Source organism: Mycobacterium sp. E802 (assembly GCF_001666875.1).
Taxonomy (GTDB): Bacteria; Actinomycetota; Actinomycetes; order Mycobacteriales; family Mycobacteriaceae; genus Mycobacterium.
In genome coordinates, this window is the sequence record NZ_LZJD01000109.1 from 113,915 (window position 1) to 127,627 (window position 13,713).

Here is a 13,713-nt window from a genome sequence, read left to right on the forward strand (position 1 = left end):
CGTAGTGTCTGTCTGCGATGGGGGACATGACGCGTGGTGTGGTTGCGGTGGCAGCGGGGCTGCTGCTCAGTGGGTGTACGCAGCTGACCGACGGCACCCCGACCGCCGGATTCGAGCCCGGGCACGCCGCGGAATCCTCCGGTGCGCCGGCGTACAAGCCGCAATCGTGCGAGCAGGTGCATTCTGATGCCTGGATCGAGCTGTCCGGGATCGGGCCGGACGATCCCCGGGTGCGGATCGCGCAGCCGCCGGGCTGGGAGCCGGTTCCCGAGTTGGCCACGGGGCCGGTCAGATTGGTGCTGCGCAACGTCTCGCTCAGTGACGGCGTGACGAATCCGGCGCTGTCAGTTGCCACTGCCGATGCCACGGACGGCGACCGCCCACCCAGAGACCTGTTGAACGACAGCATCAAGGGCTTCGAAGCCGGCGGCGGGCAGAACATCAGCCCGGTGTCGGCCGAGGTCTGTGGGTTTCCGGCGTTGATGGCCAACTACACGGTTCCGCCTCAACACGAAGGTGGCAAGACGGTCTATGTGACCGCGGTGTCGGTGATGGTGCCCCTGGGATCGCGAGTGTGGAACCTGGTGGCGATGGCGCAGAGCACCGCTCCCAACAACGAGACCTACATGAAGGACGTGCAGGTGATGCTGGCCGGCCTGCGCATCGCCTTGCCCCGCTGAACCGGCATTTGCTGACATCGCTGTTTGCCGTCCGGTAGCTTCTGCTCATTCGGATCGGGCGGAGAGGCGGCGTCATGGCACATCGCTGGGGCGGACGCGCATTGCCGGCGTCCCTGTTGGGCGGTACGACGCTGGTGATGACGGCTGCGCTCGGGGCGACGCCACCGGTCACCCCGGTGCAGCTGGCCGCGCTCATCATCGGCGCGAGTTCGACGAATCCCAGCGGCGACGGTGTCGCGGATTTCTATGGCGGGCTTTACCGGCAGGGTCACGATGAGCCGGTCGTCGCGAACTTTTTCACGGGCCCGTTCGGGGTGTACCGCGCCATCGAGAACCACAGTGCAGAGGACAATGTGGTGCTGTCCTCGGGCTGGGGTGCGGCGAATGTGAGCCTGCTGTTGAGTTACGGCAAGCTGACGCACGATCCCGTGGTCAGCCAACCCCAGTTGTATGTGCTCGACAACAACGTCGCGAGTCCCAACGGCGGATTCGGCACGCGGTTGCCGTTTTTCGCAGCGATCGGGGTGAATCCCATCCCCACCCCGACGGACCCGGGCGTGCCGGTGGTCAACGTGGTCTACGAGTACGACATCAACTCCAACATCCCGGCCTATCTGTGGAACGCACCGGCGATGGCGAACTCGTTGATGGCCTACCTGGACCGCAGACTCAACCAGGACACTCTCGATTTCCCGATCGACGCGCAGGGCAACGTGCGCGATTGCGATACCGCCTGCCAGGACGAACTCGCCGTCGGCGGGACCATCGTGCGCCAGACTGCCAGCGGCACCGTGCGGATCAGCAAGGTCGACGACACCACCTACGTCGGCTACGAGTCCGACAACCTGCCGCTGGTGTCACCGCTGCGGGTACTGGGAGAGCCGGGCAATCTGCTGGCCGACGCGGCCACGCCGGCCCTGCGTGCCGTGGTGGACTACGGCTACCCCGACAATGACCCGCTGGCCAACCCGCACAAGTACGCCCCGGCCCGGATCATCCCGACGCGCCAGGAAACGCAGCGGTTCCTCACCGACTTCACCGCCGGCGTCGAGGAAGGCGCGAACATTCTGCGCCGGGGTTCGGTGGCCGCCCCGTCCGACGCCCCGACGGTGCGGACGACGACGTCGACGCATCCGTCGCTGCGCAAGAGTCTGGACTTCTCCCCGAAAGCCGGCCACGACCGAACGGGTGCGCACCGGGTCGGCGTGGCGCCGGGCAGAGCCCGGGTCGACGGAGTGCGCGCCTGGGCCAAAAAGTTGCGCGGCCAGAGCACGAGCACCTCGGCATCGGAGTCCACATCGGCGGATGGGGCTTCGGCCGACAGCTGAGGTGTGTGAACGGCAGGTTATTCGTTTGCCGCTCGACAGTTTGATTCATTGCGTTGGCAATAAATTGGCGACGATGGTCGATGGATGTTCAAGTCATCCGGCATTGATGCGGCCGTAACGCGCCATTAATAGACCGTTTCCCGAACTGCCAATTCAATTCATTGCATCGGCAATAAATCGACGCATATGAGTGCCGAGTCGACCATGACCGTCTTGCGCTGGGCAAATGCTTCATACTATCTGTATGGCCTATGACCAGCGATGATGTTGCCATCGGTTAATGGCGAAATGGAAGGTATGTATCGCTACATTTGGTCGGTACTGGTGGCTTTATTGACCAATGATTGCCGCCATTTACAGGTTGCGGCAACACCGACCGGGCCATAGCATTCTCAGCAGTTTCTAAGTAGCCGCGGCTCTCGCGCGGATTCTCGGAATCGGCCGTTTTCGTCCTCTCGATATAAGGGGCCCATCACATGGCTGTACGTCCGCTTGTCACCACCGGTGCCGCATTGCTGAGCGCGGGCGCCCTCGTCGCTGCCACTCCCGCACTGTTCGTGCCCCGCGACGAGGTCACCATTGCGGCACCTACCGTCACCACGACAAAGCTGACCCAGGAGCAGATCAATCTGCTCGCACTGTCGCTGCAGGGCGCCTGGCAGTCGTTCACCCAGGGCTACGGGGGCATCTGGTTCCCGGGCACGAATGAGGATGGCGACCCGGTGCAGGGTGACTGCACCCTCGAAGGCGCGGTCTGCCAGAAAGGCTTCACCGGGCTGGCGTATTACCTCAGCGACAACATCCTGCCGTTGGGCAACCTCGACAACATCTTCTTCGAGGGCGGTTTCACCGAGCTGGCCCATCAGGCGGTGCGCACCATCGCCGTGGCGATCGACGCCGTCGACCCGACCGGCCGGCTGGATCTGACCAGGCGCGTCGACGATTTCTTCTCGGGCGGCGCAACGAAGCTCGTCGGCAATCTGCTGCTCGACAACCTTCCGCAGGACGGCTACGCCTACGGCCTGACCAACTCGTTCTTCTTCGGATATGGGGACAACACCGGCGTCTACGCAGCGTTCACGTATGTGGTGGATGCCATCGCCCAAGGCGATCCCACGCCGACACCAAACCTGATCAATCCGTTCACCTCGGAGGTGCAGATCCAGGAATCGGAGGAATCGGACGTCGACACGACGCTACTGGCAAAGAAGGAATCCGGGATCACGTCGACCAGCCTGCCCGGACCGGGCTCCCTGCTGAGCTTGACGACGCCGAAGATCGCCTCGCCGCTGCAGGGCCTGAAGTTGTCGTTCAAGACGCCTGCGGTGGACGAGTCCAAACCCGTCAACGATCTCGACGTCACCAAGCAGGACGTGGACAAGGGTGTGGTCGATGGAACCGTCGAAGGCGGGACAGGTACCGAGAACCCGGTCGAAGGTGGCTCCGGAGCCAACCCGGCCGGCGTCGAGATCAAGACACCCGAACCGCCGAAGTTCCTGACGCCCAAGGCGCCCGAGTTCAAGGCTCCCGAATTCAAGCTCGACCTCAAACCCAAGGCTCACATCACGGCCAAGCAGACTGCCGACGAGGATGCCTCGGGCACCGGTTCGGGAGGCTCGAAGGTCGGCGTCGACACCACGGGCGGCAACAAGGTCACGCCACCCGTCCTTTTCGGCGATGGCAGGCCCAAGGGTGAGACGAACGGCAGCAGGTTCCTGAAGAACCTCGAGAAGGCCGTCAAAGGTGCCACCGGCGCGGGCAAGGACACCGGGGCTGACGGTGGCAAGGCGGACGGTGGGGAGAAGTGAGTCCGCTGAGGATCGTCTCAGTGTTCCTTCAGGGTCCCAAGGCGGCGTCGATGTTCGCTCGGGACGAGCTGCTGCGGTGAGGTTCTGTTGGGTGAGCGTTCGGCCATGACTTCCACTGGGGTACCCGACTGTCCCCGACGGGTGCCCCAGTGGCTCGACGTGGGTTGCCAGGCCCGGTGACTTCCGCGCAGCGTGATGCTGGATCCTCGGCGGAGCCAGCTTTCAGCGGGCACGCCTGATGTAGGGATATGACGCGGAGCGGGCTCACCCAACACCCCGAACCGAGTGCGCCGTTGGTAAGAGTGTGCCGCGCCTCGATCGCGCGGTCATAGACCACGGATTCCACAGGCGCCCACCCGTGGTTTTGGGCTCAGTGTGTCCCATCGCAACGGAATTCGTATTTTGCTGTTTGTGCGCGTGGCCGAATTGGCCGCGTCGGCGCCGAGCGGTTTGTCGGAGACGCCCCGCAAAAGCAGCGCTGCGGCGTCGTCGCGACGGCTCTGGCCCGCATAGATACAGGTTGCGGGGCGCCGTGGGGGGTCTTACCCTTCTCAAGGACTTTTAAGGTTTCAGGCAGGTACCGGCACGGGTTCTCAGGAATCCACCACGTTCAAGACAAGGGGCCACACCCATATGGCAGTTCGTCCGCTCCTCACCACCGGTGTTGTACTCGCGAGTGCTGGTGCCATCATCGCGGCGACACCGGGGTTGATGACTCCGCCGAACATCGCGATCGCCGCCAGCGATGCCGCCGAGGCGACCCCGAAGAAGTCGGTGACCGTCAATCAGCTGAATTTGCTTGGGCTGAGCGACATCAACATCCAGACCATTTCCGACATCTTCTTCCGGGTTGATAGCTGGGGCGGCATCGTCGGCGGAACGTTCGACCCGTACTACGGTGGCGATAACTACGGCTCGTATCTGACGGGACCTCTGTACGTCAAAACAGGAGTCGACGCGGCCGGCAACGCCGTGTACGCCCAAGCGGTGGACGCAGACGGAAAGCCTCTTTCCATAACAAAAGTGGATGCTGCCGGTAACCCGGTGGTTGGCGACATTCCTATCTATGTCAAGACCGGTACAGACGAGGCCGGCGACCCCATTTACGAAGAAATCGAAAACCCCGTGTTCGACACGGCAGACCCCATCGCGGGCGATATCTACCGCGACGGGCTGGTTGGCCTTGCCTACTACCTGAGCGACCAAATACTGGATGAGATCGCGTATTCCGGCATTCCGCTGATCTCGAATGCCGCCGACTTCGTCTACAACAACGTCAACCCCTACTTCTTCGAGGCCGGCATCGAAGAGACCATCCGGGTCGTCGCCTCTGAGCTCACCGGCGGGATCAACGGGCCCGTGGGGCAGGCGCTGGAGACCGCGGAATTCCTCTCGCACAATTGGTTGCCACTAACCGGGCAGCTGCTCACCCTGGCCGCGAGCGGTGTCCCCTTGGCCGGTCCGGACCTGGCTGCTGCGACCAGCATCTTCTTCTTCGGTGGTGCCGTCGTAAAGGACGGCAATGAGTACAACCAGGGCATCGACGGCGTCATCAACTACGTCGTAGACCGCATTCTCGGCGCGCCGGCACCGAGCTTTGACACCGACGAAGACACCGAGTCGAACACTCTCGTCCAGACCCTTGCCGCCCAGGACGAAGTGAGTGACACCCTGAATGCCAAGAGCGGCATCGCATCGCTCGTTTCGGCTCGTAAGGCGTTGCCGTCGCTGGACAAGCTGTTCAATATCGACCTCAAGGTCGAGGAAGAGGCCGCAGAAGACGGCACCACGGTCGACAAGACCGACGGCAGCGCCGTGGCGGTCACGCCGGTTGCCGAGGTTTCACAGCCCGAGGCGCCGAAGCTTGAGTTCCCCAAGCTGTCGAACCTGAAGCTGGATTTGGCCCCCAAGGCTCCGGTCAAGGAGATCGCAGCGGACGAGGAGCTCAAAGAGACTGCGCCTGAGGGCAATTCCGGCGAGACGGACCCGAAGTCCGGCCAGACCGAGGAGAAGTCGGGCCAGACGGAGGAGAAGGCCGGCGAGAGCAAGTCTTCTGACACCGCGGCCACGACCGGGTCTGCCAACAAGTTCACCCCCAAGTCGCGTACCACCGAACGCAAGAAGACTGCGGGTGAGAAGTTCGTCGAGAAGGCCACCACGGATCTGAAGAACGCGTTCAAGCCGAAGACGAAGGCCGGCGCGGACAAGGCCGGCAAGTCGAAGAGCGATACCGGCTCGTCCGCCGCGTCGGGTTCCAGTGACTCCGGCAGTAGCGACAGTGGCAGCAAGGACAAGAAGGACTAGCGTCACCTAGATCCAGGCCAACGGCCCCCTTCAAATTGGAGGGGGCCGTTGCTTTTTCACGAGCCCGTGGCTCGTGCATGCTGGCGGTCAGTTCTCGCGGTCGTGGGCCGAATTGCGTTGAACAACGTCGCTTAGTTTCGCGGTCGGGCCACCGGCGGTAGCCGCCGGCTGGGCTGAAACCAACCGGCCCGCCCGATTGACTTCAGGTGTTCTGGTTGCGACGTTTCTTGCGTTTGATGCTGACGCTGCCCCACAGGGAGAAGCCGCGGATGTGCACACGCGGCGCGCCGGCCGAGCCGTCGCCGTTGACGTTCCGATCGAAGTTCCCCATCACGCCCACACCGTCCACGTCCACATTGACCTCGGGCGGCACCAAGATGGTCTGCCCTCCGAAGATCGAGTAGGTGCGGACTTCGACGTCGGGTGCGGTGAAATCGGCATACCGCAGGTCCACCACTCCACCACCGAAGAGAGCGAACGTCGTCAACTTCTTCGGAACGTTCCATCGGCCACGACGCTCGAACCCGCTCATGATCGCCAACAGCAGTGTGGAAGGTGCCGGGCGACAGGTGGCGGCCGAACAGTTCACCGCGCCGGGGAGATCACGGCTCAGCCGAGCCAGATCGTCATAGGTTTGCGCCGCGTAAGCCTTTGCCAGCCGGTCCTCGTATTCGGTCATCGGCAGCCGGCCCGCCGCGGCAGCATCGGTGAGGAGCTGCGCCACCTGGATCCGGTCGGTGTCGGCAGCCCGCATCGACCTGCCCTGCGGCGCTGAAGTGCTCATCGCTGTCGAGCCTACGACGATCACTGTCACATGCAAGGCCGGAGGCCAAACTGTGTCGTCGCGGTTGCGGTGGCGCACCGCGGTTCGGCGGCGGGGATCTATCTGGTTGTGGCGAGAAAGTCCTGGAACGATACCCCTTCGATCGCATTTTGCGGCGCCAGATTTGCTCCTGATCTGTAACCCGCGACGATGCGACCGGGAATGGTGAACCTCGCCACTCGCCGATGGCTTTTATGTGCGGACAGGTACATCTGTCCCAATTCCGGGTGACTGTGAATGGTGGGCCCGCCGATGTCGGACACTCGACCGGACGGCTCTGTATCGATCAACGCGACCAGTCGCGCAGCCACGTCGCGGGTGTCGATCGGCTGGAAGCGGATGTCGCGCAGCGCCCAGAGAAAGGGGGAGAAGCGCTGCAACGAGAACGTCTTTTCGATTAGCTCGTGAAACTGCGTCGCGCGCAGAATCGTGTGCCCGACACCGGACGACCCGAGCACCTGTTCGACGCGCAACTTGGTCTTGTAATAAGGCAGCGGAATGTCCTCGATCCCGACGATCGAGATGTATATGAGGTGCCCGACGCCCATGCGTCGGGCCGCCTCGATCAGATTCCGCGTCGCTTTGACGTCCTTGTCGCCGGTGGGTTGCGTAGCGCAATGGACGACGACGTCCACGCCGTCGAGTGCGGCATCCAAACCGTCGGACGACAGCAGGTCGGCACGGTGCCAATGCACGCCCGTGTAGCCCACCCGGTCCCGACGGCTCAGCGCCCGGACGTGATGACCGGCATCGGTGGCCTCCGGCACCACGTGATGACCGAGCGTGCCGGTCGCGCCGGTGACGAGCACAGTGCGTGGCATGTCCGCCACGCTACCGACGTGTCTCGGGGCTGTCAGCGATTATGCGGCCGCTTTGGCTGACTTCTCTTTCTGCGCGGCCTTGGCCTTCTTCACCTTCTTTGGCTGTTTGACGTCTTTGGTGGCGTCGTCGACCGCGCCACGCACCTTGGCGACCGTCTCCTTGACCGACTTCTTGACGGGGTCATTGGCGTCGGCGGCATGGCGGGCCTTTGCTTTCGCCCGGGCGTTCTTCAACGAATCCTGGTCGACGCCAAGGTCTTTGAGGAGCTTCTTGGCCGGTGCGGGCTTTGCGTCGGTGTCGGGCTTGTCGACGTCGGTCGCGTCGGTGCCCGCGGTCGGCGCCTCGACGCTCAACGTGCGCAGTTGGTTGCCGCTCGACGAGGTCGACGTGATGGCCTGCGGGGTCGACTGCTTGTTGGCAGTGGATCCATTGACCTTCATCATGTTGTCGATGGCGGATTCCATCTGCTTGTTGACGTCGTCAAGAACCTTGGTGACCGGCTCCAAGCCCTTCTCGACCGCATCGAAGACCGGATCGGCGCCCTTCTGCAGGGTTTCGAGGGCATCGCTCATGGCCTTGGCCAGTGCGACCGCTGCGGCGTTCTGCACGACCGGCTTGAAATCGGTCCCGGGCAGCTTCGGCGTCCAGGCCTCCGGGTCCAGGGCATGTTCCTGGATGCCGTCGATCAGGGCGTCGAAGATCATCTCGTTGGCGGCCAACTGTTGTGTCGGCGTGAGCGGCGAATGCCACAGGTAGGCCTGCTCACCGGCCTTGTCGAAGTTGCGCTCCAAGGTGTCCGGGTCGACGTCCTGGTAGCCCATGTTGACCATCATCCGCAACGCATCTTCGACGCTGTCGGTCAACGGTGTCGGGATATCAACGCCCGGAACCAGATTCAGCAGATGCGGTGCCATCCGGAACGGCTCGAGCAATGGGAGATTGCCTGAGTCATACGTGATGTACGTGGCGGTGCCGGGGAATTTGGTGGCGTTCGCGGCGTTTTCCAAGCCGTTAGCAAGGCCGCCAAGTCCCCAATTCTTGAGCCCACTGACGAGCTGGTTCCACCCGGGCAACATGGTAATGCCTTGTCCGCCGGTCGGATCGAGCATCACCTTTCCACCGTCGAGAATCCCCTTGAGGAGCAACGGCAGCACGTGTTCACCGATGTTGTTTTTGTCGTCCTCGTCCGGGATGAGATAGGTCAGGAACGCCCCGGCGGCGACCGAGTTGGCCCATGCGAGCGGATTCAACGTGCTGGGCACGTCGGAGAGCGGGTTGTATGCCCAGGTCACATCGAGGATTGATGTGTTGAGAACTTTGGTCTTGCTCGGGTTTGTGTAGCTACCCGCGTCCGGAGTGGTGAAGTTGTATCCGAACATGTCGGTGAAAGGCGTTGCCAGCGCGAACAATCCGCCGCCGGGACGGCTGGGATTGTTGACGAAGACCAGCCACTGGCCGGTGACACCTATCTCCCAGTCGGCACTGTCGGACGTAACGGCCTCGATCATGTCGCGGTACGCCATCGAGGTGGTCAGGCCGCCCAGGCTCTCGGAGAAGATGATGGCACGGCGCTGATTCAGGATGGGTGCGACGCCGACAAGTTGATCGACCAGATCGTTGATGATCGGAATCTTGTCGAGACCCAGCATCTCGGCGAAACCTGTGGTGGTGTACTTCAGCCCGTTGACGGCATCGTAGACATCGCCGGGCAACGGGCCTTTGATGCCCGTGTCTACTGGCGAAATTGCATCCAGCGTTTCCAACAACGCGGTGACTGCTGTTGCAACCTCAGTGCCGCCCAGGGCTCCAGCAGCTGCCTTGATCACATTGTCGGGTGTGAGTCCAAGAATCTGTGCGGCCCAGAAAACCGGCCCCACCCCGTAGATCCCAACAACGTCGGGCACTTCGATCGCCGCGGTCAGCTCAACGTCCGCCTGCACGCTCCGGTTATGCGCGGCAAGTGCCTCGGGTGCGGACGATGCGACGCCTGCGGTCAGCGCTGCGGTGGTGGCGACGACGGCCGCTGCGGTGGCGGCAACCTTGGCCTTGTGCAGCCTGGGAGGGGTGGGCTGAGACGTCAATGTCGCCGCCTTTGGGGTGTGATGTGGCCTACAGTGCCCGCACACTGTAGCAATACGTTATTGGTCGGATGCAAATTTGCCAAAGTAACCATCACGTGCGTAAAACGTCTGGTCACGGCCGCGGAATCCGTTGTCGTTGCGTCCGCGATCGGTAGTCTGCCCGGCCGTTTCGAGCCGTCTCAAGATCGGTTACGTGCGCACTTCGGGCGTCGATGCCGGTGGCGATGTGATTGCGGAAATCGCATCGCGTCGACAAGTTCAAAAAACTTTGACCTCGTTTGCCACTCTGGCCACAAATCGACTCCCCTTGTCAGACGTTCGAACTAATGTTCGAGTCATGAGTAGCGCATCGCTGGGACGTCAGGAATTACTGGCGTGCTACGAGGAGTACGAGGCGTTGGCCGCCAAGATCGCCGCGGCATCCCACGATGGGCTCACCCTGACCGACCTCCAACACATCGCCACTCGGCGTGAGCGGATCGCTCGTGCCCATGCGTCGGTCGACCACAAGATCATCACCAACATCGCCGAGGAGATCGCCCCGCAGACGGCGGGCCACAACTCGCTTCGCGACATATTGGTCTATTCGTTGCGGATCAGTAAGGCCGAGGCGAATGCCCGGATCGAGGATGCCAAGGTGCTGTCTCCTCGCCGTGCCATGACTGGTGAGCCGCTTCCGCCGGTGATGCCCACTACCGCCGCTTCCCAGTCTCGCGGTGACATCGGCATCGATCATGTGCGGATCATCCGGAAATTCTTCAAGAAGCTGCCCGCCGGGGTCACCGCCGAAAATTGGGACAAGGCCGAGGAATTGCTGGGCAGCTCGGCGGCCAGGCTGACTCCTGAAGCGCTGCAGCAGGTTGCGAATCGGTTGCGGATGACCATCGACCAGGACGGCCCCGCGCCGCGTGACGACGTGGCGGCACGCAACCGTGGCCTCGTATTCGGTGAGCAGGACAGCGATGGACTGACGAAGGTCCACGGGTACATCGATGCCGAGTGCCGGGCGTACTGCGAGGCGTACAACGCCAAGTTGGCGGCACCGGGCATGTGCAATCCGGACGACGAAAACCCCTGTGTCGATGGCGAACCTGACGAGGAAGCGGTCAAGTGGGATCTGCGCACCAAGGCGCAGCGCAACCACGATGCTTTCAAGGCCATGTGCCGCGCGGTGCTGATGTCTGGGACGCTGGGCCAGTACAACGGATTGCCGGTCACATTGGTGGTCACGGCCACGCTCGAACAGATCTGCTCGGGTGAGGGCTGGGCGATCACCGGGGGCGGCAGTCTGGTGCCGATGGCCGACGCGATCCGGATAGCCAGCCACGCATATCACTATCTGTGCATTTACGAGTCGCACTCAGAGGTGCCGCTATACCTCGGCCGTACCAAGCGAATTGCCTCGCCCGGGCAGCGGCTCGCACTGTTCGGAATGGAAGGCGGCTGCACCCGGCCGGGCTGCACTGCCCCTGCGGATTGGTGCCAGGTGCACCACCGCGAGAAGGATTGGGCCGACGGCGGCCTGACGGACATCGACCAACTCACCTTGGCGTGCCCGGCTTGTCACCGGTTGTTGAGCAGCAAGGGCTGGCGGACGAGAACCGGCAAAGACGGTCGGACCGAATGGCTTCCGCCGCCTAGTCTCGATACCGGTCAGCCCCGGGTCAATGACTGCCACCACCCGGAGCGCTATCTCTTCGAGCGCGACGCCAGCTAGACGCGCGCGCTGCCTATTCAGGATTCCACCGTGTTTGTTGGGTCTCCTCGTGGGTGTCGTTTTTTGGGTGCGCTGTAGCGCCGTTTGATTCGAGACCAGTGCGGCTCGCGAATAGTGCGGATTTCGATCTGTCTGGCGCTGTCCGAGGCAAATGTACGCAGACCGAGATCGTCTCAGAAACCGATTACGAAGCCCTAGGTCCTGCCCGGTGGATGTCCACTCGAGCCTAGTGTGCGCACTGCTATGTCATTCCAGCGGTTTATCATCCACTTTGAAATCGTAATTTATCTTCGAATCATTGACTGATTTGGTAGTAGCGGTTACTCCGGCGCAGAGACCGTCTGTCGTCGCAAAGGAAGCAATGCAACGTTGTGTTTCGCCGACGACACCCTGTAGCGGACCTTCGCACGCGACCGACTTTATTGGAGCGCCGGTTTTTTCGGTAATGGCTTTCTTCAAGCCACTTTCAAGTTCGGCTTGCGGAATGTTCGGCACCGTACTCGCCGAGTCGCCAGTTCCTCCGATGGTTACAGAGCATCCCACGACGCTCAACGCCATACCGGCGGCGACGGCGACGGATGACATAAGCAGTGCTAGCCGAGAAGTGCCAGCAGGACCCATCATTTCTCCGATCTGGTATGAGGCCGTCTACCTCTTAGACTGCTGTTCAACATCTAGTCGTGTGAGCTGCCCGGGTTGTCAACTCTATACGAGTAATTTCGAGTTTCACCTGCGGTCGTGCGGCGACTCGACGATCGGCGGATCCGCCGGTCATCGCAGATGCATCCGGTACGCGCTAGAGTGCCACCACAGTCCCGCGTTTAAGGCGTTCGAGCATTTCACTCGATTTATACTTCGGGGCGCGCATGATGATGACGTTCCCCATGGGGAGGCTACGGTTGTCTGGTTCTAGCGTATCCAAATCTTGTTAACTTGTTAGTATCTGTATCGATTTCAGGAATTCTCCGAATTCGCTTCGACAGGACGCGTATTGCTCTTCAGCTACAGTGAATACGATCTCTAGGATATGCGTTCCGCCGGTGAATGTGGGCGTTGCGATTGTCATGCGGACCAGTCTTGCGACCACGCCGCTCACGAGGGTGAATCGCATCTCCTGACCGTATTCCGCAGGCGCATCCTCGGCTATCCATTCCGATCTGGTGACCTCCAATCCGATTGTGCTTCCGCGCTTACGTTCGGCGTACTCGAGTGCGACGTCGCTCAGGTCGACTGCAGAATCGCTGAAGTACTCGGTAACGACAATATTCGGTGTGAGCCGACTATCGGGGTTTGCATTTCGTAATAGAACGGTGGAGGCGTGATCTTCCCCGACTGCGGCTGGAGCCACGCTGGACCAGCCCTCTGGAACTTCTGAATCGAAGCGGATGCGATGCTTCATAATCCCGCTATTCCAGGAACCAGTCCGCCAGCCGCTTCAAGTGGCCGGTTAGTTCTTTGGGGTCAATTGTTATATCGAGCAAGCCGGTCCCGCCGAAACCCCAAGCTCGACCGTAATGTCCACCTATGCTGAATTTGCCGTCATCTGTCCGGCCAAAGTGGAAATCGCTGGCTGCGCCGGCGCCCGCGATCTCAGTGACACCAGCGGTGATATGAACTCCGTACCCATTGGCCTCGAATTTTTGCGACGAGTGTGCACCTATTGCTGTATCGGCGCCCAATTGGCCTCCGGACGGAGAAGCGGCCCCGGTTAGATTTCCCCTTGCGCCAAGTGCCCCATCTGCGTGGCCTTTGATCTCGACTGGGCCGAGGTTTTTCGAACCATTCACCTCGCCCTCGGCGATACTTGCTCGCCCTTGGGCGGAACCCGTGGCTCCGTCTTTACGTATTTCGTAATTCGCTCCACCATGCGCGCCGAGGACCTCGAGACGCCAGTCGTATTCGCCGCCAGGCCCTTTTGCGCCGCCGACCTTATCCCATACGGCACCGCCGTGTTCACCCGTTTTGCCTTCAGCGATGAGCGGACCCTTCGGTTTGTCCGCTTTGACATCCTTGCCCCACTCGCCGACCTTTGTGCCCGGTGGAGGTTTTTCATGCCGGCCCTCCGCTGGCTTGACCCGAGTTGGGTCATTTGCCTTAGTGCCTTGATTTCTCGGATGCCAGCGCGTCGAGAATGGTTTTGACCTCGATGT

At 61.9% G+C, this 13,713-nt stretch carries 10 protein-coding genes and 1 pseudogene; 5 read left to right on the forward strand and 6 right to left on the reverse strand.

Annotated elements, in window-relative coordinates; all coding sequences use genetic code 11:
• Positions 1-26 precede the first annotated feature (26 nt).
• The 4 genes from A5699_RS16820 (at position 27) to A5699_RS16835 (ending at position 6,120) form a co-directional block, all read left to right on the forward strand.
• Positions 27-680 (forward strand): hypothetical protein, encoded by a 654-nt coding sequence (locus tag A5699_RS16820; protein WP_157561298.1) that lies wholly within the window; start codon positions 27-29, stop codon positions 678-680.
• 74 nt (positions 681-754) lie between these two features.
• Positions 755-2,008, forward strand: coding sequence for a PE-PPE domain-containing protein (locus A5699_RS16825; RefSeq protein WP_067771177.1), 1,254 nt, complete (start codon positions 755-757; stop codon positions 2,006-2,008).
• Positions 2,009-2,484: 476 nt separating this feature from the next.
• Positions 2,485-3,816 (forward strand): hypothetical protein, encoded by a 1,332-nt coding sequence (locus A5699_RS16830; RefSeq protein WP_067771178.1) that lies wholly within the window; start codon positions 2,485-2,487, stop codon positions 3,814-3,816.
• Positions 3,817-4,449: 633 nt separating this feature from the next.
• Complete coding sequence (locus A5699_RS16835; protein ID WP_067771180.1) at positions 4,450-6,120, forward strand: hypothetical protein; 1,671 nt, start codon at positions 4,450-4,452, stop codon at positions 6,118-6,120.
• Positions 6,121-6,322: 202 nt separating this feature from the next.
• Here A5699_RS16835 and A5699_RS16840 read toward each other — a convergent pair whose 3' ends face one another.
• From A5699_RS16840 to A5699_RS16850, 3 genes are all read right to left on the reverse strand, one after another.
• The gene (locus A5699_RS16840; RefSeq protein ID WP_067771181.1) at positions 6,323-6,904 is read right to left on the reverse strand and encodes a DUF1707 domain-containing protein; all 582 of its coding nucleotides are present in this window, start codon (positions 6,902-6,904) and stop codon (positions 6,323-6,325) included.
• Between the two features lie 98 nt (positions 6,905-7,002).
• Positions 7,003-7,764: an SDR family oxidoreductase gene (locus A5699_RS16845; protein WP_067771206.1), complete on the reverse strand. Its 762-nt coding sequence runs from the start codon at positions 7,762-7,764 to the stop codon at positions 7,003-7,005.
• A gap of 39 nt (positions 7,765-7,803) precedes the next feature.
• Positions 7,804-9,846 (reverse strand): PE-PPE domain-containing protein, encoded by a 2,043-nt coding sequence (locus A5699_RS16850; protein ID WP_157561299.1) that lies wholly within the window; start codon positions 9,844-9,846, stop codon positions 7,804-7,806.
• Between the two features lie 337 nt (positions 9,847-10,183).
• Here A5699_RS16850 and A5699_RS16855 point away from each other — a divergent pair, with 337 nt between their 5' ends.
• Positions 10,184-11,563, forward strand: coding sequence for an HNH endonuclease signature motif containing protein (locus A5699_RS16855; protein WP_067771185.1), 1,380 nt, complete (start codon positions 10,184-10,186; stop codon positions 11,561-11,563).
• A gap of 246 nt (positions 11,564-11,809) precedes the next feature.
• Here the strand turns inward: A5699_RS16855 and A5699_RS28620 are convergent, their stop codons facing one another.
• The 3 genes and pseudogenes from A5699_RS28620 to A5699_RS29630 form a co-directional block, all read right to left on the reverse strand.
• The gene (locus A5699_RS28620; RefSeq protein ID WP_197508314.1) at positions 11,810-12,148 is read right to left on the reverse strand and encodes a DUF4333 domain-containing protein; all 339 of its coding nucleotides are present in this window, start codon (positions 12,146-12,148) and stop codon (positions 11,810-11,812) included.
• A 343-nt stretch (positions 12,149-12,491) separates the two neighbouring features.
• Positions 12,492-12,962 (reverse strand): hypothetical protein, encoded by a 471-nt coding sequence (locus tag A5699_RS16860; RefSeq protein WP_142254069.1) that lies wholly within the window; start codon positions 12,960-12,962, stop codon positions 12,492-12,494.
• 7 nt (positions 12,963-12,969) lie between these two features.
• Positions 12,970-13,713, reverse strand: a pseudogene (locus A5699_RS29630) (hypothetical protein); the annotation flags it as partial.